Source organism: Janthinobacterium breve (assembly GCF_051380895.1).
Taxonomy (GTDB): Bacteria; Pseudomonadota; Gammaproteobacteria; order Burkholderiales; family Burkholderiaceae_D; genus Janthinobacterium.
Genome location: NZ_JBNYXY010000015.1, coordinates 83,122 through 105,665, shown reverse-complemented (window position 1 = coordinate 105,665; position 22,544 = coordinate 83,122). Strand labels below are relative to the sequence as shown.

Below are 22,544 nucleotides of genomic sequence, written 5' to 3'. Positions count from 1 at the left end.
TAAAACCGTAGCGAGCGGCAGCGATTTGTGGCTAAGAAGCGCAGCTGTGCTGGAGCACAGCGAGCATCGCAGGCCGCAAAGCGCGACGCGCAGTAGGTTTAGTCAGGTGCTTATTTGCAGTTGCGCAGTTCCTGTTCAGGGAACTGCGCCTTGATCTTTTCGAGGCGCGTGCGCGTGGCGGCGTCGAGGTCGCGGAACTGGTAAGCCATCTGCTTGCTGGTGCTGTAGCGCGGCGCGATGCGGGCGCTGTGCACGCCCTGCTTGTTGAGCGATGCCAGCTGGCTTTGCGCGCTGTTTTCCGACTTGAATACACCCAATGAAATACCCCAACGCAGCGGACTGCCTTCGTTCATGATGAAGTAATTCGTCACGCCCAGCTGTTTCAATTCACCGGCCTTGCGGTCGGCGCCTTCCTTGCTGCCCTGCGGCGGGATGTACACCATGTAGCTGGAAATCTCCTGGCCGGCCACGTTGCGGCGCGACTGGCGATCGCCCAGGTCCAGCGCCGCCACCTGCGCCTCGAAGCGGCGTCCGTCGGCCAGCAGAAAATTGCCCACCTCCGTGCAGGCATATGATGGCGGCGGCGCCGGCGCGGCAGCTGTCTCGGTGGCCGGCGGCGCGGCGGGCGCCGTGGCCTGCTCCTGCGTCAGCAAGGTGAGCTTGCTGGCCTGCAGCTGGTTTTTCAGGCGCGCCGGTTCGCGCGTCTCGCTGCGAAAACTGCCCAGATAACCCTGGCCGATGGCCAGCACCAGCAGGTTGATGCCGGCCAGCAGCCAGAAGACAAATTTCAGCATACGTGGTTTCCTTGATTTCCTGCCGCGCCGGCGCGCGCGGCCGCCTGCAGGCCAAGCATGACGATATTGTCCACCAGCTGCAGCGGTACCGCCAGTGCCAGTGCCGGTGCGATACGCGGTGCGGCGCCGCCTGACAATAAACAGGCGCTGGCACCGTGCATGCGCACGGCCCGTTCGATGGCGCCCGCCTGGGCCGCCAGGCAGCCGGAGAGGATGGCGTCGTCCGTGTTGTCGGCAAAGCCGGCCGGCAGTATGGCGTCGCCGGCGATTTGCGGCAGCTGCGCCGTGTTGCGCGCCAGCGAGCTGGCCATCAGTCCCAGTCCCGGCAAGATCATCCCGCCGAGGTAAACGCCATCGGCCGTGATGGCGTCGATAGTGGTGGCGGTGCCGCAATTGGCGACGATGACCGCCTGGCCAGGCGCCAGCGTCCGCGCGCCGATGGCGGCGGCAAAACGGTCGCAGCCCAGTTGCGACGGCGCGCGGTAGCCATTCGTCAGTCCGGCCAGCTGCGGCAGCGAGGCAAAGTCACGTACAACGACCGGCAGCATGGCGCGCAGGCGCATACCGATGACGCTGCCTGCCACGTTCGACAGCAGCGCTTCGCTGATGGAAAGTGCGGCCCACTGCGCGGCCAGCGTGTCGAGCTGCGCATGCGTGACGGCGCCGCTGGCCAGCCAGCCGCCGACGACGGCGCTCTCGGTAGCCACGAGTGCCCATTTGATGCGCGTATTGCCGGCGTCGATCAGCAGTAGCATGCGCTTACTCCCCGCTCAGGCGCAGCGACACGTCGCCGGACATGATGTCCTGCAGGCCGCCATCGGTGCGCAGCAGCAGGCGGCCCAGCTGGTCCACGCCGACCGCCACGCCTTGCTGCAGCAACTGGCCGTTGTCGAGGATTTTCACGTGCTGGCCCTGCCAGGCGTGCAGCAGGTTCCAGCGTTCGGTAAAGGGCGCGAAGCCCGTGTCGTCGAATTCGGCCAGCACGCCGGCCAGGCGGCTGAGCAGGGCCGCCACCAGCGTATTGCGCTCCATCTGCGCCAGCCAGGGCACGGCCGAGACGCTGCGCCCGATCTGCCGTTCCAGTGCGTCGGGCATCAGCAAATTGATGCCGCAGCCGATGACGGCCCACACGCCGTTGCCCTCGGGCGCCTGCTGCGTCTCGACGAGGATGCCGGCCAGTTTATGGCCATCCTTGAGCAGGTCGTTCGGCCACTTTAATTGCACCGGCACGCCCAGCGCCGTCATGCTTTCGGCCAGCGCCACGCCGACGGCCAGCGGCAGGCCGACCAGCTGATGCAGCGGTCCCTTGAAGCGCCAGGCCAGCGAGAACATCAGGCTGGCGTCCGGCTGCGATACCCAGGGCCGCCCGGCACGTCCCCTCCCAGCCGTCTGCTGGCCGGCGACGCGCAGGGCGGGGCCGGCCAGTATGGCGCAGCGGGCCAGCAGGTCGGCGTTGGTCGAGCCGGTTTCGTCGACCACTTCGATGGCCACGTGGGCGGCGCCTGTGGCGCAATGGGCGGCGATGGCCGCGCTGTTCAGGTCTGAGTGCTTCGTCATGGTGGTAAGTTCAGTTGCGCGCCTTGTGCGGCGCATTCGCGAAGGCCCGGTCGTAGACGGCATTCGGCAGCGCGCGCAGCAGCTTGGCAACGACGCCCATCTGCCACGGGATCACGCGGTAGCTGTCACCGTCGGCGATGGCGCGCGCGGCGCGCACGGCGAATTTTTCGGCCGGCATCAGGAAGGGCATGCGGTAGGCGTTGTGGCGCGTCATCGGCGTGTCGATGTAGCCGGGCGTGATGGTGACGACCTTGATGCCGGCCGGCTTGAGTTCCAGGCGCAGTGATTCGCAGTAGCTGATGACGGCTGCCTTCGAGGCGCTGTAGGCTTCGGCGCCGGGCAGGCCACGGATGCCGGCCACGCTGCCGATGCCCACCAGGCGCCCGCTGCCCTGGGTTTTCATGGCGGCGATGAAGGGGGCGAAGGTGGCAACGGTGGCCGTGACATTGATGGCCATCAAACGCGCAAAGGCGTCCAGGTCTTCCGCGTGTTCGGTCAGGGTGCCGAACGACACGCCGGCGCTGGCGATGACGACGTCGATGCGGCCGGCGTAGCCGATGAAGTCTTGCGCCGCACTTTTCAGGGCGGCGTGGTCGCACACATCGACGGCATAGGCGCGGTGGCGTTCAGGGTGGGGCAGGGAGGCGATCAGTTGCTGCAGGGTTTCGCCGCGGCGTGCCAGCAAGCCCAGTTGGGCGCCCTGGCGCGCGTACTGCAGCGCCAGGGCAGCGCCCAGTCCGCTCGACGCGCCCGTGATGAAAACGCTGTGCATCAGGCGATGCCCGGGCGCGCCAGGGAAGTGGCCATGTTTATTTCTTTTCCGCTTTGGCTTTCGCGACCAGCACGTCCATCACGCTGAGCGCCTGGGCGTTCAGCTGCTCTTCGTTCTTGGCCGACTTGCTGCCCTGATCGGCTTGCGAAGGCGACGTGATGTAGCGGCCATCGATGGCGATCATGGGCCAGAACGTCACGTTGTAGCCCTGCATCATGGCGTCCGCACGGCGCACGCGGGCCGAGATTCCCATCGAACGGTAGGTGTCGATGAACTTCTGGCGGTCCACGCCCTGCTTGGCGACGAAGTCGAATACGGCGTCGTCGGTGGCCAGGCGGTTGCGCTCCACGTGCATGGCGTGGAAGATGCTGGTGTGCAGCTTGTCGAGCAGGCCCATGGCTTGCAGGGTGAAGAACAAACGCTGTTGCGGCGCCACGCTGTCATCGCGCGACACGTGCACGCGCTTGAAGACGATATTGTCGCCCTGCTTCTTGACCCAGGCCGCCAGTTGCGGCTCGAGCACGTTGCAGTGCGGGCAGTAATACGCAAAAAATTCCGTCACTTCGATTTTCTTGCCCGATTCCGTCGCCTGCGGCGTGGCCAGGGTTTCGTATTCGACGCCGTTCTTCGGCTCGGCCGGCGAGGCCGACGCGCCCATGGCGGCAGTGCACAGGGCGGCGGCGAACAGGATTTTCTTCAGAAAACGCATGCTGGTTCCTTATTTTTGGTTGCGGACGACGGCGACATCGATGCCGTTTTCAGACAGCTTGGTGCGCGCGCGGTTCATCGCTTCGAGCTGGTTGAACGGCCCGATGCGCACGCGGTGCAGCACGCCGGCATCGGTGCTGCGGTCGCTGATGGCCGCTTCGAAGCCCAGCAGCGCCAGTTTGCCGCGCGTGCTTTCGGCGTCCGACATGTCATGGAAGGCGCCGGCCTGCAGATAATAAATCCATTTGTCGCTGGCTGCATCAGCCTTGGCCTCCTTCACGTCGGCCTTGGCTTGCGCTGCCGGCGCGGCCGCCGGCGTTTTCGGCGACGGCTTGTCCTTCAGGGTGCCGATCAATTCCTGCAGCGCGTCCGGCGGCGGTGCCTTTGGTTGCTGCGCGGTGGCGGGCGCGGGCGCCGGCGCAGCTGGCTGCGTCGGCGTGACGATTTCGCGTGGCTCCTTGGAGAAGTCGCGCGCCGCTTCCTTGGCCGCTTCCTTGTTGCCGTACATCGGCTTGTTCGGATCGGCGATCTGGCCGGCCGTCGGTTCGGCCGACTTGCCGGCCTTGCCCGACTTGTCGGTGAAGGGCGAGGCGCCCTTGGTGATCACCAGGGCGACCACCACGGCGATGCCCAGGCCGATGACCAGGCCGATGATGATGCCAACCAGGGTATTGCCCTGCTGGCGCCGGGTCGAAGAGAAGCGGGAAGCATGATTCATTGACGATTAGACCTTCGCGATTACATTTTGTTTGGCGCGGACACGCCGATCAGTGCCAGGCCGTTGCGCAGCACCTGGCGCGCGGCGATGACGAGGGCCAGGCGGGCCATCTTGACGGCTTCGTCCTCGACCAGCACTTTTTCGGCGAAGTAGAAGCTGTGCAGGTTGGCGGCCAGGTCGCGCAGGTAGAAGGCGACTTGATGCGGTCCCAGTTCCGCTTGCGCACGCGCCAGCATTTCCGGGTAGGCGGCCAGGGTCGCCAGCAAGGTCGCTTCGGTCGGTGCCGTCAGTGGGGAAAGGTCGACGTTGGCGACCGTGCTGGCATCGCCGCCCCAGTTTTCCAGGATGCGGCAGATGCGCGCATGCGCGTACTGCACGTAATACACCGGGTTTTCATCGGTGGTTTTCAGTGCCACGTCGACGTCGAAGACGAATTCCGTGTCGGCCTTGCGCGAGATCAGGAAGAAGCGCACGGCGTCGCGGCCCTTGGCGATGTCGCCGCCACCCGACCATTCGATCAGGTCGCGCACGGTCACGTAGGAGCCGGCGCGTTTCGAGATTTTCACTTCTTCGCCGTCCTTCATGACGGTGACCATCTTGTGCAGCACGTAGTCGGGGTAGCCTTGCGGGATGCCCATGTCGACCGCCTGCAGGCCGGCGCGCACGCGCGCGATGGTGCCGTGGTGGTCGCTGCCCTGAATATTGATGGCCTGTACGAAGCCGCGCTGCCATTTCACCAGGTGATATGCCACATCCGGCACGAAATACGTGTAGGTGCCGTCCGTCTTGCGCATGACGCGGTCCTTGTCGTCGCCGAAGTCGGTGGTACGCAGCCACAGCGCGCCATCCTGCTCGTAAGTGTGGCCCGCCTTGACCAGCGTTTCAACCGCGCTATTGACCTTGCCGTCCGCGTACAGCGACGATTCAAGATAGTAATTGTCGAATTTCACGCCGAACGCCTGCAAGTCGATGTCCTGCTCGTTGCGCAGGTAGGTGACGGCGAACGGGCGGATCGAATCGATGTCTTCCACGTTGCCATTCGCCGTGGCGGGCAAGCCATCGCTGGCCGACACGGTCTTGCCGGCCTTGAAGTCGTTGGCGATGTCGGCGATGTAGTCGCCGTTGTAGGCGGACTCGGGCCATTCGGCGTCGCCCGGCTTGAAGCCGCGCGCGCGCGCCTGCACGGAATTGGCCAGCGTCTGGATCTGCACGCCCGCGTCGTTATAGTAAAACTCGCGCGTGACCTTGTAGCCTTGCGCATCGAACAGCGACGACAGGGCATCGCCCAGGGCCGCCTGGCGGCCGTGGCCCACGTGCAGCGGGCCGGTCGGGTTGGCCGAGACGAATTCCAGGATGACCTGCTTGCCGGCGCCTGCCGTGCTGCGGCCATAGCTGTCGGCTTCGCTCAGGATGGTCTTCACCACGGCCTGCTTGGCGGCGGCAGAGACGCGCACGTTGATGAAGCCGGGGCCGGCGATTTCCACTGCCTCGATCAAGCCCTGGCCAGCCGGGTTGGCCAGCACGGCCGTAACGATGGTTTGCGCCAGTTCGCGAGGATTCTGTTTCAGCTGCTTGGCCAGTTGCATGGCGATGTTGCAGGCGACGTCGCCATGCGATGCATCGCGTGGTCGCTCGAGCACCAGGGATGGCGTCAGCGAGGTGCCGGCCAGGACGGGAGCGAGGGCGGCCTGGAACAGGGCGATGATTTCTTGTTTCTGTTGGGCGAGCATGAGCAGGATGGCGGTGGAACCGCGTTAAGAATGAATAGAATGAATCAAAAAGCAAAACGGACGGCAATTACCCAAGCCGCCCAGACTGCGTTAATTATACTGGTTTGCCGGCGGGAACAATACGCTTGCCGGCAAGGTCCCCGCGCCGGCGCATTTCACGATATTATCAGGACAACATGCCCATGTTGGTGCATGAAAACATCAGCATGGTGCATTCTGCTTGTATATATGCAGTTTTTTGCCGCAAATTGCCCATATCGCTGCAATCGCTTGGGCCAGAGGGCGCCACAAACGCTACAATCGACCCTTTATTGATGACGCGCGGCCGCGTATTTGCCTTCATGGCGCCAGCCGCGCGCAGCCACACCGGATAATTATGAACAAGCGCCCCACGCTGAAATTGAAAACCAAGCCGGCGCCAGGCCAGGCTCCTGCCCCTGCCGCACCGAAATTGCGTCCCAGCTACCATCCCGACCTGAAACCGGTCTTGCAGCCAGGCTTCCAACCCGATTTGCGCGCCGACTCGCTGGCGTTTTGCCTGCTGGGTGCCGCCAATGCCGTGGCGCAAGTGCGTACGGGCACGGCCCTGCCGCAGGCGCTGGCCAAGGTGTTTGCGCAGTCGAGCGCCAATCCGCAGGCGCGCGGCGCCATCCAGGATATTTCCTACCGCACCATGCGCCAGCTGGGCCGCAGCGAAACCCTGGTTGGCCTGATGACGTCGAAGGCACCCGAGCCGCCGATGCTCGCTGCGCTGCTGTGCTGCGCGCTGTCCTTGATGTCGGCCGAGCCGGGCGAGCAGCCGTACGAAGAATTCACGGTCGTTGACCAGGCTGTCACGGTGGCCACCTCGCACCCTGACCTGGCGCATGCCAAGGGCATGGTGAATGCCGTTTTGCGGCGTTTCTTGCGCGAGCGCAAGTCCTTGCTGGAAGCAGCCCTGCAGCAACCTTTGGCGCAATGGAATTATCCGCAATGGTGGATCGATTCGCTGCGCCTGGCCTATCCGCGCGACTGGCAAGCCATTCTGACGGCCGGCAATGCCGTGCCGCCACTGACCCTGCGCGTGAATCGCCGCAAGAGCACGGTTGAGACATATCTGGCCGTGCTGTCCGAGGCGGGCATTGCTGCGCGCCAGGTGGGACCGTTTGCCGTGCGGCTGGACAAGCCCATCGGGGTGGCGCTGATTCCCGGCTTCGAGCAGGGCGTCGTCTCCGTGCAGGATGCCGGCGCGCAACTGGCTGCACCGCTGCTGGACTTGCAAGATGGCATGCGCGTGCTGGACGCCTGCGCAGCGCCCGGCGGCAAGACGTGCCACATCCTGGAACTGGCCGATGTGCAGGTCACGGCCATCGATGCGGACGCCAAGCGCCTGCCGCGCATCGCGGAAAACCTCGAGCGCCTGGGCCTGGACGCCACCTTGAAGGCGCAGGATGCGCAATCGAGCGCGTGGTGGGACGGCCAGCAGTACGACCGCATCCTGGCCGACGTGCCGTGCACGGCCTCGGGCATCGTGCGCCGCCATCCCGACATTCGCTGGTTGCGCCGCAAGGGCGATGCGTTCCAACTTGCAACACTTTCCTCCAAAATTCTGGACAACCTGTGGCAGATGCTGCGCCCCGATGGTAAATTGCTGTTCGTGACATGCTCATTGTGGCCGCAGGAGTCTGAGGCACAGGCGGCGGCATTTGCGGTGCGCAATAATGCGACCCGTTTGACAGCGCCTGGCCAGCTGTTGCCGACTGGCAGCGCGGAGCAGGACCATGACGGCTTGTTCTATGCGCTATTCCAAAAAAATGCGACTTGAGCGATTCGTCAAACCTTTTCTTACGGACACCACCGGCACACTTGTGACAACACGACTCTTCCGACTCCTGGCCCTGCTGCTGATGCTGGCATGTAGCATGCCACGCGCGCATGCCGCCGACATGGTCGAGATCACCCGTGCCTACATCGAGGCTAGCGAAGAGGGCTACAAGCTGGCCGCCACGTATTCCTTCGAGCTCAATCACGATCTCGATGATGCCGTGCAGCATGGCGTGCCGCTGTATTTCACGACGGAAATCGAACTGACCCGGCCCCGCTGGTACTGGTTCGATGAAAAAGCCATCGTGGCGCGCCAGACCAGCAAGTTGTCCTACAATGTGCTGACGCGGCAGTATCATGTGTCGGGCGGTGGCTTGCAGCAAAGCTTCCCCACCCTCGACGATGCGCTGTTTCTGATCCGCCGCCCCAGCCGCTGGCTGGTGGCGCGGCGCGGCGAACTGAAAGTGGGACAGACATATAACGTCACCTTGCGCATGGGCATGGACCGCGACTACTTGCCCAAGCCGATACAGGTCAATGCCTTCAATAACAGCGACTGGCGCCTGGCTTCGAATAAAAAAACCTTCTTGTATACGGCGGAGTAGTGAGTCAAGCATTGCGCTATCTGCTGGTGGTGGGCGGCGGCATTGTCAGTATCCTGCTGTTCCTGCTGGCGTCGGCTTCCGACAATTCCGGCTTTTTTGACCGCTATTACACTTGGCTGCTGGGCCTGAACGCGGCCGTGGCCGTATCCCTGCTGGCGCTGGTGGGCATTTCCCTGGGCCGCCTGTACGCGCGCTACAAGAGCGGCAAGTTCGGCTCCAAGCTGATGACACGCCTGGTGATGCTGTTCGCCGCCGTCGGCATCCTGCCGGGCCTGGTGATTTTCCTTGTCTCCGTGCAATTTGTTTCCCACTCCATCGAGTCCTGGTTCAACGTCAAGATCGAAGCGGCGCTGGAATCGGGGATTGAGCTGGGCCGTGCCGGCCTCGATGCGGCCCTGGTCGAGCTGGACCACCGAGGTCACAAGGCGGTCGAGGAACTGGGTGCCGACCCGGTGGCCGGTCCGGCCGTGCTGACCAGCCTGCTGCGCGAAGAGGGCATGCAAAATGTCATGATCGTCAGCGGCGACGGCGTGCTGCTGGCCAGCGCCGGGCCGCACAGCGCGGCTGACTTGCCCACGCCGCCCATGCTGGTGCAAGCCGCTTCGCCGGCCGGCTATGCCTCCGCCGAAGGGGGGCTGGAGTTGCACGACGATGGCACGGAGTCGGGTGGCGGCGGTTTCCGCGCGGGCACGCCGGCATCGCTGGAAACGGCGGCCAGCCTGCGCCTGCGCGTGCTGGTGGCCGTGCCGGGTCCCTCCGTTTCGCCCCGCTACCTGCAACTGCTGCAAGCGGTGCCGCCCAAGCTGGCGACGAATGGCGAGGTGCTGCGCGCCGCCTACAGCGAATACAAGGAACGTTTCGTCGCGCGCGTGGGCTTGCGCAAGATGTACATGGAAATCCTCACCTTGACCCTGCTGCTGGCCATTTTTGGCGCCATCGGCAGCGCTTTCCTGATCGCGGGGAACCTGGCCCAGCCCCTGCTGCTGTTGGCCGAAGGCACGCGTGCCGTGGCCGAGGGGGACCTGTCGCCGCGTCCCATCGTCGCCACCAAGGATGAACTGGGTACCCTGACGCAGTCGTTCAACATCATGACGCGCCAGCTGCTCGATGCGCGCACGGCAGTGGAAAGCAACCGCGCCGCGCTGCAAAACGCCAAGGCTCACCTGGAATCGGTGCTGGCGAACATGTCGGCCGGCGTGATGGTGCTCGACGGCGATTTCAATCTGGTGACCTGCAATGAATCGGTCGAGCGCATCCTGCAGCATGCGGGCATGAGCATGGTGGGCCAGCCGCTGGCGCATATTGCTGGGATGGAAGAGTTTGGCTCGGCCATCATCAGCGCCTTCACGGCGCAAAGCGCGCAATCGGCCTCGGGCCGCAACCAGCAGCGCCTGCATTGGCAGCGCCAGATCGAGATTCCACGCCGCCTGGGCAGTAGTGCCGACGAGCATGACATCACCCTGCTGGCGCGCGGTTCGCGCCTGCCGCTGGAGTCCGGCAGCGGCTACATCGTCGTCTTCGATGATATTTCCGATGTCATTTCTGCGCAGCGCTCGATCGCCTGGGGCGAGGTGGCGCGCCGTCTGGCGCATGAAATCAAGAATCCGCTCACGCCCATCCAGTTGTCGGCCGAGCGACTGCAGATGAAGCTCGAAGGCAAGCTGGAGCAGCCGGATGCCGACCTGCTCAACCGCGCCACCACCACCATCGTCAAGCAGGTCGATGCGATGAAGCGCATGGTCGACGACTTCCGCGACTATGCGCGCACGCCGCCGGCCGTGCTTACGCCGCTGCGCCTGAATGAACTGATCGAAGAGATCCTGAACCTGTACCTGCGCGGCGACGATGGCGACATCATCCACCCGCAACTGGCGCCGAATCTGCCGATGGTGATGGGCGATCCGACCCAGTTGCGGCAGGTGATCCATAACTTGCTGCAGAACGCGCAGGACGCCATGGCCGACCTGCCGCCGGACTCGCCGCATCCGCGGATTGACGTAAGGACGGAAGCAATTCATTATCGTAGTGCGGACGGTGGCGTGAATATCGCCGTGCGGCTGGCCATCACCGACAATGGCCCTGGTTTCGCGCCAAAAATCCTGGCGCGCGCCTTCGAACCCTATGTGACGTCGAAGGCGCGCGGTACGGGATTGGGCCTGGCGATGGTAAAGAAAATTATCGATGAACATGGCGGACGCATCGATATCGAGAACCGGGTCGACGGCAATGGCGCTTCGGTGGTCATTTTGCTGTTAAAGTTAGCTCCCGACACTCCTGCCCAGGAAATCCTGGCGTGAGGGTCTGGTTTAGTATTTAAAACACTAATAAAATCATAGCTGTCCGCCGTGTGCATCTTGTGCGCGAGGGCCGGCGAAATGAGGAAGGCAAGACACGAATGGCAAACATACTCGTAGTGGATGATGAAATGGGTATCCGTGAGTTGCTCTCGGAAATATTGGGCGACGAAGGACATGCTATCCAGCTGGCCGAAAATGCGCAGCAGGCGCGTGAAGCGCGTGCCGCCGGTGCGCCGGATCTGGTATTGCTGGATATCTGGATGCCCGACACCGATGGCGTGACCCTGCTCAAGGAATGGCAGCGCGACGGCTTGTTGACCATGCCGGTGATCATGATGTCGGGCCACGCCACCATCGATACGGCGGTCGAGGCGACGCGCATCGGTGCCATGAACTTCCTGGAAAAACCGATTGCCCTGCAAAAACTGCTGAAAGCAGTCCAGCAAGGCTTGACGCGGGCACAGGAAACCGTGCGCGCGACTAGCGTGGCGCCGCGTCCCGTGGCACCCGTGGTGGCTGAGGAAAGCAGCCATCCCGTGCCCAGCTTTGGCGGCAGCGCGCCGCAACAGCTGATGGTGCGCCCAGGCATCGCCGTACCGGCGGTGGCCGAAGGCCATGGCTACAACCTGTCGTTCGACTTGCCGCTGCGCGAGGCGCGCGACGCGTTCGAGCGCATGTACTTTGAACATCACCTGGGCCGCGAAGGCGGCAGCATGACCCGCGTGGCGGAAAAAACGGGCCTGGAACGCACCCATTTGTACCGCAAGCTGAAACAGCTGGGCGTCGAACCGGGCAAGCTGGCCAAGAAAAACCTGTGACGGCAGCCGTGCGGCGTCCGACGCCGCTGACCCTGGTCAGCGGTGGACGCGCCGCCGGGCGCGAGGCAGCCATCGCGCAAGCCTTGGCGCCGGACGAGCCGGCCGCCGTGATCCTCGAGGGATTGGCCGATGGCAACGCCATCCTGGCCGACCTGGCCGAGCAAGTTTCCTCTTCTCTATCGTCTCCATTGCAACTGTTGCGCATTGCACCCGGTTGCCTGTGCTGCAGCGGCAATCTCGTATTGCGTGTAACATTGAATCGTCTGCTGCGCCATCCCCCCGCGCACTTGTTCATCAGCCTGGCCGACGCCTCGCACATCGAACAATTGCGCACCTGGCTCACTGCCAGTCCCTACGATGCCCTGCTGGCGCTGCAAGCAGACATACAGGTTTCCTGAACACGGTTTCCTGATGATTTCCTGATCGACTTACCGCAGTCGCCATTTGCATCTCGTTACAACTCTGCAGCCCGCCGGGTGGCATGGCGCTTGAAATGGCGCCGTATAGCCCCACCTCTGTTCTGAAACCGCAGGAGCTTCTCCTGCCTGAGCGAAGGATGCAAAATGAACCTGATCTATAACAGCGAACAATACAGCGTCGTGGAATTCGGCGCCGACGTCGACCTGGAAGCCCTGCGCTTTGGCGGCTATGAAATCGTCGACAAGGGCGGCAAGCGTGAAACTTTTATCGCCGGCATCCTTGCGCAAAACTTCCGCCGCGAGGTCACGGAATTGATCGCCAGCGAACCCAGCATGGAAGAGATCGATGAATTTTTGGGCAGTTATGATTCCCTCATGAGCCAGCCAGTGCTGTTGCACTAGGCGGATGGCCATCGCCACCATACCAATCCGCCGGGCGGCATGGTATGGTGGCCGGATTACCCTGCTGCAAACAGACCATGTGCCAACTTCTCGGAATGAATTGCAATGTCCCCACGGACATTGTCTTTAGTTTTACCGGCTTCGCCATGCGCGGCGGCCAGACCGATACCCACCATGATGGCTGGGGCATCGCCTTTTTCGAGGGTGCCGGCGTGCGCCATTTTGTCGACCACCAGGCGGCCATCGCCTCGCCCGTGGCCGAACTGATCAAACGCTATCCCATCAAGTCGCGCAATGTCATCGCGCATATCCGCAAGGCCACGCAAGGCCAGGTGGCGCTGGAAAACTGCCATCCGTTCGTGCGCGAACTGTGGGGCCGCTACTGGGTGTTCGCCCACAATGGCGACTTGAAGCAATTCCATCCCGTGCTGACGGGCAGTTACCGCCCCGTCGGCTGTACGGACAGCGAACTGGCCTTCTGCTATCTGCTGCAGGAGCTGCATGCGCGCTTTGGCGACGCCCCGCCGGCCTTGCCGCAACTGCATGCCGCCCTGGCGGAGTTGTTGCCCCGCATCGCGGCCCATGGCACCTTCAACATGATGCTGTCGAGCGGCGAGGCGCTGTTTGCCCATTGCTCGACCAGCTTGCACTATCTGGTGCGACAACATCCGTTTCCAACTGCTAAACTCTCCGATGAAGACCTGAGCGTGGACTTTTCCCAGGTGACGACGCCCCAGGACCGCGTGGCCGTGATCGTTACCCAGCCGCTGACGACGAATGAGCAATGGACGGCGTTTGCGCCCGGTGAATTGAAATTATTTGTCGACGGGATGGTGCAAGACACGCCAGTGGCCTAATTTGTTGACGATAATACGCTTGATTGCTGCCAAAATACCCACAGCGCGGGCGAAATTCAGCTAAAGTATTGTCAATAGTGAACCTTGATGCGGGCGCCGCGCGGCCGGTGTCACTCGACCTGATTGATGAAGACTTAATGATCGATATTTCCAGCAACGACATCACCCCGAAACCCTTGCGCGTGCGCGAGTTCTATCTGGGTCGACAACCTATCCTTGACCGCAATCAAGCCCTGTTTGGCTATGAGTTGCTATTCCGCAACGCCCCGGTCGGTCCCGCCAACATCACCAGCGACCTGTCCGCCACGGCGTCCGTGATTGCCCACGCTTCCCAGCTGGGGATGGAAAAGGTCATCGGTGACGCACTCGGTTTCGTCAACGTCGATGCCGACGTGATCATGAGCGACATCTTCGTTTTCCTGCCGCGTGAAAAAGTCGTGTTGGAAATCGTCGAATCGATGCCCGTCACGCCGGAAGTGCGCGCGCGCATCAGCGAACTGGTGAACCATGGCTTCACCTTCGCGCTGGAAAACGTGGTGGCCGATACGTCGCAAGTGCAGCAGTTGTTGCCTCTTGTGCAATATGTCAAAATGGACATGAGCACGGTTGACCCGAAGGTGCTGGCAGCGCTGGCCCCCCGTTTCAAGCAGGAGCAGAAGAAACTGGTGGCGGAGAAGGTCGAGACGCGCGAAGAATTCAAGTCTGGCCTGGACCTGGGCTTCGATTATTTCCAGGGTTATTATTTTGCCAAGCCCGCCATCATGACGGGCAAAAAACTGTCGCCGTCGCAACTGGCCGTCATGGAATTGATGACTCTGGTTACCTCCGACGCGGACAACATGGATATCGAGCGCGCCATCAAGCGCGACGTGTCGCTGGCCCTGAACCTGTTGCGTCTGGTGAATACGCCCGCCGTGGGCGCGCGTCAGCGCATCGATTCGCTGAGCCAGGCCGTGACCGTGCTGGGCCGCCGTCAATTGCAGCGCTGGCTGCAAATCATGCTGTACGCGGAGCCAAGCAAGCGCGGCCATAGCATGACGCCGCTGCTGATGCTGGCCACCACGCGCGGCCGTTTGCTGGAGCTGCTCGCGCATAAACTGCGCCCGAACCACGCCCACTCGGCCGATATCGCGTTTACGGTCGGCATCATGTCCCTGATGGATACCCTGTTCGGCGTGCCGATGTCGGAAATCCTCAGCCAGATCGAAGTGATCGATGAAGTGGCCGAAGCGCTGCTGTCGCGCGAGGGCTTCTACGGCGACCTGCTGCGCCTGGCCGAGTGCATCGAGCGCATCGAAGACATGGAAGGCGAGATCGTGCCGACCTTGCGCGAGCTGGCCATGTCGCCGGACGACCTGGTGGAGCTGGAAATGGCGGCCTACGAATGGAGTGACAATGTGGTCAGGTATGCGCTCTGAGGGCACCTGACCTAAGCTACTGCGCGTCGGTATAGGCGGCCTGCGATGCTCACCGTACTAGAGTACGGTTGCGCTTCTTAGCCACCTCTCCCTTCCGCTCGCTACGCTTATGTCAGGTGCTGTGAGGTCGCGTATCTGCTGTGTTGTTCGTAAAAGCCCTGCACCGCCTAGCCGTGGCAGGGTTTTTTAACGCCGCTATACGGCGGCGCCGGGCCAGTGCTTGTGCAGCTCGGGGTCGGTGCGCAATTCCCACAGGGCCAGGATGACGACGGCGATACCGACGAGCAGCTCGTTCCACATGATGACGCGCTGTTCGGCCAGGCTCAGCACCCACGGCGAGGCGGCGACCCAGACGCCCACCAGCAGGTTGACGACGACGGCCCAGAAATACGTCTTGTACAGGTCGAAGGCGGCCAGCACGGCGATCACCAGGCCCGAGACAAAGGCGTTGATCATCTGCGGCGAGCCTTCGGGATAGGAAAAGGCCCAGGGCGAGACGAGCAGCCACAGGCCCAGCAACAGGATCACTTGATCTTGCCAGCGTTTCAGTTTGAAATTGCTTGCCATATATCCTCCTTGGCCAGTTAGGGAACGGGCCGGAGCGGGCATGCAGCATGCCGGCCGGCATACTGCGTTAGTGCACTGCGGCGCGCGATAAGTTCCGCGCGCCTTGTGCTTATCATGACAGATTGGGCGCCAGCCAGCGTTCCACGTCCTCGATGCTGGCGCCACGGCGCTTGGCCATGTCTTCCACCTGGTCCATGCCGATCTTGCCGACAACGAAGTATTTCGACTCCGGGTGGGCAAAATAGAAGCCGGAGACGGCCGCGCCGGGGAACATGGCATACGATTCCGTCAGCAGCATGCCGGTTTCCCCGGCCTGCATGACCTCGAACATCTCTTTCTTGACGGTATGCTCGGGGCAGGCGGGGTAGCCGGGCGCGGGGCGGATGCCGACATATTGCTCGCCGATCATGTCGTCGTTGCTCAGCTTCTCGTCCGGCACATAGCCCCATAAATCCTTGCGTACGCGCTCATGCAGGTATTCGGCAAACGCTTCGGCCAGGCGGTCGGCCAGCGATTTGAGCATGATGGACGAGTAATCGTCGTGCGCATCTTCGAAGCGCTTCTCGTATTTCTCGATGCCCAGGCCGGAGGTGACGGCGAACATGCCGATGTAATCCTTCACGCCCGATGCCTTCGGCGCAATGAAATCGGCCAGGCACTGGTTCGGCCGCTGCACGCCGTCGACTATGGGTTTGACACCCTGCTGGCGCATGCCGTAGTAGGTAAACGCCACGCTACTGCGCGTATCGTCCGTGTACACCTCGATATCGTCGTCATTGACGCTATTGGCTGGCAGCAAGGACACGACGCCATTGGCCGTCAGCCAGCGCCCGTCGATGAGTTTTTTCAGTAAGGCCTGGCCTTCTGCGTACACCTTGGTGGCCGCGTCGCCCACCACTTCATCGGTCAAGATGGCGGGGAAGGGGCCGGCCAGGTCCCAGGTCTGGAAGAACGGGCCCCAGTCGATATAGTTGGCCAGCGTGGCCAGGTCGACATTCTTGAACACGCGGCGGCCGATGAACTTCGGTTTCACGGGCGTGCAAGGGCCATCGAACGGCACAATCATCTTGTTGGCGCGCGCTTGCGCCAGCGGCAGGATGGGCAGCGCCTTCTTGTTGGCATGCTGCTCGCGGATGCGCGCGTAGTCGAGTTCGATGTCTTCCACGTACTTGTCGCGCTGCTCCGGCGTCAGCAACGATTGCGCCACCGAAACGGAACGCGAGGCGTCCGGCACGTAGATCACGGGGCCGTCGTAATTGTGGGCGATTTTCACGGCCGTGTGGGCGCGGCTGGTGGTGGCGCCGCCGATCAGGAGGGGAATCTTGAGCATGCGGAAATGCTCGTCGCGCTGCATTTCCTTGGCGACATACGCCATTTCTTCCAGCGACGGCGTGATCAGGCCCGACAGACCGATGATGTCCGCGTTTTCCACCTTGGCGCGGGCCAGGATTTCCGAGCACGGCACCATCACGCCCATGTTCACCACTTCGAAGTTGTTACATTGCAAGACTACCGTGACGATGTTCTTACCGATGTCATGCACGTCGCCTTTCACGGTGGCCATGATGATCTTGCCCTTCGGCTTGGCGACGATACCCGTGCGTTTTTCTTCCAGCAGCTTTTCTTCCTCGATGTACGGAATCAAATGGGCCACGGCCTGTTTCATCACGCGCGCCGATTTTACCACTTGCGGCAGAAACATCTTGCCCTGGCCAAACAGGTCGCCGACCACGTCCATGCCGGCCATCAAGGGGCCTTCGATCACGTGGATGGGGCGCCCGCCATTGTGCAGCAGTTCCTGGCGCGCTTCTTCCGTGTCTTCGACGATAAATTGCGTGATGCCGTGCACCAGCGCGTGCGACAGGCGCGCCTGCACCGTGCCTTCGCGCCACACCAGGGTTTGCGCCTCGGCCTTGCCGCCCGCCTTCAGGGTGCCGGCGATCTCGATCATGCGCTCGGTGGAATCGTCGCGGCGGTTCAGCACCACGTCTTCCACGCGCTCGCGCAGTTCCGGGTCGAGGTTGTCGTACACGCCCACCATGCCCGCGTTGACGATGCCCATGGTCATGCCGGCCTTGATGGCGTGGTACAGGAAGACGGTATGGATGGCTTCGCGGGCCGGGTCGTTGCCGCGGAAACTGAACGACACGTTCGACACGCCGCCCGAGATCTTCGCGTACGGCAAGTTTTCCTTGATCCAGCGCGTGGCGTTGATGAAGTCGACGGCGTAGTTGTTGTGCTCTTCGATGCCGGTGGCGACGGCAAAGATGTTCGGGTCGAAAATGATGTCTTCCGGCGGGAAGTCCAGCGCATCGAGCAATAAATGATATGCGCGCGCGCAAATCTCGATCTTGCGCTCGAAGGTGTCGGCTTGCCCTTTTTCATCGAACGCCATGACGATCACGGCCGCGCCATAGCGGCGGCACAGCTTGGCTTGGCGCAGGAATTCTTCTTCGCCTTCCTTCATCGAGATGGAATTGACGATGGCCTTGCCTTGCACGCACTTCAAACCCGCCTCGATGACGGACCATTTCGACGAGTCGACCATGATGGGCACGCGTGAAATATCGGGCTCGGAGGCGATCAGGTTCAAAAAGCGCGTCATGGCAGCCAGCGAGTCGAGCATCGCCTCGTCCATGTTGATGTCGATCACCTGCGCGCCGTTTTCCACTTGCTGGCGCGCCACGGACAGGGCTTCGTCGTATTGCTCATTGAGAATCATGCGCGCGAACGCTTTCGAACCCGTGACGTTGGTGCGCTCGCCCACGTTGACGAACAGCGACTCGTCATTGACGACGAACGGTTCCAGGCCGGCCAGGCGCAAGTCGTGCGACGGGGCTGGTACGGTACGCGGGGTGTTTTTCGACAGCAACTCGCCGATGGCGGCGATGTGTTCGGGCGTGGTGCCGCAGCAGCCGCCCGCCATGTTCAAAAAGCCCGCGTCGGCAAATTCGCGCAGCAGGGCGGACGTGTCGGCTGGCAACTCGTCGAAACCCGTGTCGCTCATGGGGTTGGGCAAGCCCGCGTTCGGGTAGATGCACACGAAGGTGTCGGCGATCTTGGCCAGCTCTTCCGCGTACGGACGCATCAGGGCGGCGCCCAGCGCGCAGTTCAGGCCGATGGTCAGCGGTTTCGCGTGGCGCACGGAATTCCAGAAGGCGGGCACGGTCTGGCCCGACAGTATGCGGCCCGAGGCGTCCGTGACGGTGCCGGAAATCATCAGTGGCAGGCGCACGACATGCGGGTTTTGCTCGTAGAAGAGGTCGATGGCGAACAGGGCCGCCTTGCAGTTCAAGGTGTCGAAAATGGTTTCCACCAGCAGCACGTCGGCGCCGCCTTCCACCAGGCCCTGCGTCTGCTGCAGATAGGCGGCCACCAGCTGGTCGAAACTGACGTTGCGCGCGGCCGGGTCGTTCACGTCGGGCGAGATCGATGCCGTTTTCGGCGTGGGGCCCAGGGCGCCGGCGACGAAGCGCGGCTTGTCCGGGGTGGAATATTTATCACAGGCGGCGCGTGCCAGTTTTGCCGCCTGCACGTTCATTTCATAGGCCAGGTGGGCCATGTGGTAATCATCTTGCGCAATCGTCGTGGCGCCGAAAGTATTCGTTTCGATCAGGTCGGCGCCCGCCGCCAGGTAGCGCTCGTGGATTTCCTGGATGATGTGCGGCTGCGTCAGGGTCAGCAGCTCATTATTGCCCTTGACGAACAGTTCGCGCGCGCCACTGTTGGCCGGCGCGGCGAAATCGATGAAGCGGCCGGCGGGGCCGCCACGGTACGCTTCTTCGTCGAGCTTGTATTGCTGGATGATCGTGCCCATCGCGCCGTCGAGGATCATGATCCGTTGCGCCAGAATGGCGCGCAAGGTGGCTTCGGTCGGGGACATGGCGGGGATCACGGTATCGTTCATTTCATGCTTTCAATAGGCAAACGGGCGGCGGCGCGGCGACAAGACTTTAGGAGGCGGATGCGGGTCAGCAGGATCAGCTGACGGAGAGTGCCAGCCGGGTAGGGCAGGCAGAAGGTGGCAATCGCCTGATTTCACCGGGTCTAAAATTATACGGCATCAGGCTGCTTTGGTTTTAAGCAAAAGCGGTGGCAGGCCAGTCTGCCGTGGTTCGAGCAACACAACGGCGCCACGGCCAGCGCTGCGGTGGCAACATCGCGGCCGCGCCTGAAGTGCCATGCCTGAAAAGCATACTCAAAATGTTAATTCTTCCGTCAAGGTTGGCAGGAAGGCATGCCCTCTATGCTGTGGAAAAATTTCCACATTATTTGTATCCGCTCCGACTATTTTTCATGAATGGAATGGCAATAGCTGCAAAGGAAAATAATTGTGGTGTAAGGCAATGCAGAATGAAGCCCATCATGCTGAAAATAAAGTTTGCCAGGAAGGTATTTTAATTATTATCAAAACCAATTAAATCAAAAGCATTAATAGTTGTCTTGTGGAATCGAATTGATCGATAATGTTGGTTCCTCGAAATTAAATTCTCACCAAAAGTCACCGATATGTCACATTTCTCTCGTGTCCTCCCCGGCATCGCGCTGCATCAGCATGGATGCCAGCCATGAAAAACCATTTGCTTGTTGCATTGTTTCTCATGCTGGGCCTGTCCGCTTGCGGCGGCGGCGGGGGCGGTGGCGAAACCATAGTGGCGACCACCTCGGGCAATCCTGTCGTGATTCCCGCCGTGACGGCCGTTTCGGCGGCGAATGTCGCCGTTGGTGGCAGCTTGGTGGTCACGGGCACCAATCTGAGCCGCGTGACGGCCTTCCAGGTGGGTGGCGTGACGCTTGCCAGCAGCGCCGCCAGCGACACCAGCGTGACCCTGGTCATGCCGGGCGCGCCCGTGTCGGGCGCCTTGAGCTTGGTCAGCGCCAGCGGCACTGCGGCCACCAGCTATAACGTCAATGTGTACCTGCCATTGAGCGTGGGCAGCGTCGCGCCATTGACGGGCGGCGTCGGTTCCAGCGTGACGATCGCGGGCGGTGGCATGGGGGCCGTGACGGCGGTGCAGTTTGGCAATGGCGCGGCGGCGACGCCGGAAAGCCAGACTGCCGGCAGCGTGACCGTGGTGGTGCCCTTGGGTGCGGCATCGGGGGCGCTGACGGTGCGCGGTCCGTACAACGATGTCATCAGCAGCGATGCGTACAAGGTCTTGGCGAGCGTGGCAGTGACGTCGATCACGTCGGTCGTCAACAGCGGGACCTTGTCGGTGACGCTGCAGGGCAGCAATCTTGACCAGGTCAGCTCGGCTTCGGTGGGCAATACGCCAGCCGTCATCGTCAGCGCCAGTGCCAGCCAACTGATGTTGTCTGCACCAGGCTCGGCAACGGGCGATGTGATGCTGTCGGCCGCTGCGCGCATTGCCGTCAATGCAGGCACGGTGTCGGCCTTTACCCTGGGTAGCATTGATTTCGCGCAAGTCTTGAACCTGAACGCCAGCGATGCGGCCTTGCGCCTGACGCGCGGCAAGCCGGCCGCCGTGCGCGTGTCCGTGCTGGCCCAGCAAGCAGGTCAGGCCAGTCCCGCCGTGACCTTGGTTGCGACCGCCGCCAATGGCAGCAACCTGGGCAGCATCAGCATGAGCGGTCCGTCGGTCTTGCCGACGGCGAAAAGCGATTACAGTTTCAACGGCAATTTCAGTGCCATCCTGCCCGCTGGCTGGATCTTGCCCGGCGTGCGCGTGCGCGTGACAGCCGTGGGTAATGACGGCGTGCAAGTGAGCCAGGAAGCGGCGCCAGTGGTGGCCAGCCTGGCCCGAATTCGCCTGGTACTCGTGCCCTTGAGCACGGATGATGGCGTGGCGCAACTGCCTGACGCCGAGGTGATCCGTGCTGCGCTGCTGCGCGTGTATCCATATGCGGCGGAAAATATCAGCATCACCACGCACGCTGCGCTGAGCATGCCGGGCAGCAGCACGGCCGACAGCTGGTGGAGCGATACCCTGGGTAAGCTGGACAGCCAGCGCGCGCTGGAAGACAGCGGTGCCTATTATTATGGTTTCGTGCCGAAAATGTCTACCACACGCGCCGCCGGCCTGGCCTACATCAACACGCCTGGCAGTACCTACTACTTCACTTCGGCCATCGGCCTGGACGCCAGGTTCAACAGCATCGCCTCCGTCGATCCGTTTGGCAATGCCTGGCCTGAATGGCTGACCACGCTCGTCCATGAGCTGGGCCACAACCATTCGCTGTACCACGTTGCCTGCGGCGGCCCGGCCAATGCGGCTACCGACTACCCGTATGCGAATGGCGATCTGGGACCGCAACCGCTGTATAACAGTAGCTATGCTGGCAGCATTGGCCAGTTGAGCAAGGCAGTCTATGGCGGCACGCCGATGAAGGACGTAATGAGCTATTGCAGCGGCGCCTGGTTCTCCGATTACAGCTATGCGCGGGTGCAGCAATTCCTGGAAAAACGCAGCACGCAGGTGACGGGCGGCAATGTGCTGGCCGCCAGCATGTCCGTGGCCGAGAATGGCTACCTGACCATTTCCGGGCGCATCACGCCCGCTGGCGTGGCCTTGCGCCCGGCCGTTGCCTCGTCCACGCGTGTTGACACGGCCGCCAGTGGCAGTGGCCAGGCGTACACCCTGCGCATCCTGACGGCGTCGGGAGCGACTATCGACTTGCCCTTCGATGCCGTCACCGTGGCCGACCATGGCGGCAGCGCCATGAGCCACTTCCGCGTCAGCTTCGCCAACCCGGGCGATATCAGCGACGTGGAAGTATTGTCAAATGGTAAGCCATTGACCAGGCTGGAGCGTTCGGCGCGCCGCAGCAAGGCCGCCAACGATGGCAGCTTTGAGGTAACGCAAGGCAGCGGCAAGCTGGCGCTGGTCTGGGATGCCCAAGCGGAGCCCTATGCGACCGTGCTGCACGTGGCCGCAGATGGCCGCAAGACGGTGGTCGCCAGCGGCTTGACGGGTGGAAATGCCAGCGTCGATGTGAGCGCCTTGCCGGCCGGCGGGCGTTTCGAGGTCAGCCTGTCGTCGTCCGTGGGCGGACGTTTGATGAAGGTGCAGCGCCGCTAGGCAAGGGTGCTGGATGCAAAAAGGGCTTGCTGCGGCAAG

General features: G+C 62.5%; 18 protein-coding genes. 9 read left to right on the top strand and 9 right to left on the bottom strand.

Translation table 11 applies throughout. From position 1 onward, the window contains the following. Nucleotides 1-110 precede the first annotated feature (110 nt). Genes ACQ4W0_RS27215 through argS form a run of 7 tightly spaced genes read right to left on the bottom strand, consistent with a single transcriptional unit; the run spans nucleotide 111 to nucleotide 6,279 of the window. Nucleotides 111-794, bottom strand: a complete 684-nt coding sequence (locus ACQ4W0_RS27215; protein WP_436579585.1) for an SPOR domain-containing protein — start codon at nucleotides 792-794, stop codon at nucleotides 111-113. Next, nucleotides 788-1,549, bottom strand: coding sequence for a type III pantothenate kinase (locus tag ACQ4W0_RS27210; RefSeq protein ID WP_436579584.1), 762 nt, complete (start codon nucleotides 1,547-1,549; stop codon nucleotides 788-790). Before ACQ4W0_RS27210 ends, ACQ4W0_RS27215 begins: the two co-directional genes overlap by 7 nt. A gap of 4 nt (nucleotides 1,550-1,553) precedes the next feature. Continuing rightward, complete coding sequence (locus ACQ4W0_RS27205; protein ID WP_436579583.1) at nucleotides 1,554-2,351, bottom strand: biotin--[acetyl-CoA-carboxylase] ligase; 798 nt, start codon at nucleotides 2,349-2,351, stop codon at nucleotides 1,554-1,556. Between the two features lie 10 nt (nucleotides 2,352-2,361). Then, nucleotides 2,362-3,123 (bottom strand): SDR family oxidoreductase, encoded by a 762-nt coding sequence (locus ACQ4W0_RS27200; RefSeq protein ID WP_436579582.1) that lies wholly within the window; start codon nucleotides 3,121-3,123, stop codon nucleotides 2,362-2,364. A gap of 37 nt (nucleotides 3,124-3,160) precedes the next feature. Then, entirely contained in the window at nucleotides 3,161-3,832 is a 672-nt protein-coding gene (locus ACQ4W0_RS27195; protein ID WP_436579581.1) for a thiol:disulfide interchange protein DsbA/DsbL, read from the bottom strand. A 9-nt stretch (nucleotides 3,833-3,841) separates the two neighbouring features. Beyond that, nucleotides 3,842-4,549 (bottom strand): SPOR domain-containing protein, encoded by a 708-nt coding sequence (locus ACQ4W0_RS27190; RefSeq protein WP_436579580.1) that lies wholly within the window; start codon nucleotides 4,547-4,549, stop codon nucleotides 3,842-3,844. Between the two features lie 20 nt (nucleotides 4,550-4,569). Beyond that, the gene (gene argS / locus ACQ4W0_RS27185) at nucleotides 4,570-6,279 is read right to left on the bottom strand and encodes an arginine--tRNA ligase (protein WP_436579579.1); all 1,710 of its coding nucleotides are present in this window, start codon (nucleotides 6,277-6,279) and stop codon (nucleotides 4,570-4,572) included. 376 nt (nucleotides 6,280-6,655) lie between these two features. On the opposite strand from argS, the gene rsmB reads away from it, so the two are divergent. The 8 genes from rsmB to ACQ4W0_RS27145 all read left to right on the top strand — a co-directional run bounded on the left by rsmB (nucleotide 6,656) and on the right by ACQ4W0_RS27145 (nucleotide 14,898). Then, nucleotides 6,656-8,083 carry a 16S rRNA (cytosine(967)-C(5))-methyltransferase RsmB gene (gene rsmB / locus ACQ4W0_RS27180; protein ID WP_436579578.1) on the top strand — a complete coding sequence of 476 codons (1,428 nt, stop codon included), beginning with the start codon at nucleotides 6,656-6,658 and terminating at the stop codon, nucleotides 8,081-8,083. Nucleotides 8,084-8,180: 97 nt separating this feature from the next. After that, entirely contained in the window at nucleotides 8,181-8,687 is a 507-nt protein-coding gene (locus tag ACQ4W0_RS27175; RefSeq protein WP_226939765.1) for a DUF4390 domain-containing protein, read from the top strand. Then, a complete protein-coding gene (locus ACQ4W0_RS27170; RefSeq protein ID WP_436579577.1) occupies nucleotides 8,687-10,984 on the top strand; it encodes a sensor histidine kinase in 2,298 nt (765 codons plus the stop codon). The genes ACQ4W0_RS27175 and ACQ4W0_RS27170 overlap by 1 nt, the downstream gene beginning before the upstream one ends. A gap of 98 nt (nucleotides 10,985-11,082) precedes the next feature. Continuing rightward, nucleotides 11,083-11,802, top strand: a complete 720-nt coding sequence (locus tag ACQ4W0_RS27165) for a response regulator (protein ID WP_426074620.1) — start codon at nucleotides 11,083-11,085, stop codon at nucleotides 11,800-11,802. Beyond that, nucleotides 11,799-12,200 carry a GTPase gene (locus ACQ4W0_RS27160; RefSeq protein WP_436579576.1) on the top strand — a complete coding sequence of 134 codons (402 nt, stop codon included), beginning with the start codon at nucleotides 11,799-11,801 and terminating at the stop codon, nucleotides 12,198-12,200. Before ACQ4W0_RS27165 ends, ACQ4W0_RS27160 begins: the two co-directional genes overlap by 4 nt. Nucleotides 12,201-12,365: 165 nt before the next feature. Beyond that, nucleotides 12,366-12,623: a BTH_I0359 family protein gene (locus ACQ4W0_RS27155; protein WP_436579575.1), complete on the top strand. Its 258-nt coding sequence runs from the start codon at nucleotides 12,366-12,368 to the stop codon at nucleotides 12,621-12,623. 77 nt (nucleotides 12,624-12,700) lie between these two features. Beyond that, nucleotides 12,701-13,480, top strand: a complete 780-nt coding sequence (locus ACQ4W0_RS27150) for a class II glutamine amidotransferase (RefSeq protein WP_436579574.1) — start codon at nucleotides 12,701-12,703, stop codon at nucleotides 13,478-13,480. A gap of 137 nt (nucleotides 13,481-13,617) precedes the next feature. Then, nucleotides 13,618-14,898 carry an EAL and HDOD domain-containing protein gene (locus ACQ4W0_RS27145; RefSeq protein ID WP_436579573.1) on the top strand — a complete coding sequence of 427 codons (1,281 nt, stop codon included), beginning with the start codon at nucleotides 13,618-13,620 and terminating at the stop codon, nucleotides 14,896-14,898. 195 nt (nucleotides 14,899-15,093) lie between these two features. Here ACQ4W0_RS27145 and ACQ4W0_RS27140 read toward each other — a convergent pair whose 3' ends face one another. Both ACQ4W0_RS27140 and metH read right to left on the bottom strand, forming a co-directional pair. Next, on the bottom strand, nucleotides 15,094-15,465 hold the full coding sequence (locus ACQ4W0_RS27140) for an SPW repeat protein (RefSeq protein ID WP_436579572.1): 372 nt from the start codon (nucleotides 15,463-15,465) through the stop codon (nucleotides 15,094-15,096). Nucleotides 15,466-15,577: 112 nt separating this feature from the next. After that, on the bottom strand, nucleotides 15,578-19,372 hold the full coding sequence (metH, locus tag ACQ4W0_RS27135; protein ID WP_436579571.1) for a methionine synthase: 3,795 nt from the start codon (nucleotides 19,370-19,372) through the stop codon (nucleotides 15,578-15,580). A gap of 661 nt (nucleotides 19,373-20,033) precedes the next feature. On the opposite strand from metH, the gene ACQ4W0_RS27130 reads away from it, so the two are divergent. Further along, the gene (locus ACQ4W0_RS27130) at nucleotides 20,034-22,505 is read left to right on the top strand and encodes an IPT/TIG domain-containing protein (protein ID WP_436579570.1); all 2,472 of its coding nucleotides are present in this window, start codon (nucleotides 20,034-20,036) and stop codon (nucleotides 22,503-22,505) included. Nucleotides 22,506-22,544: the final 39 nt, after the last annotated feature.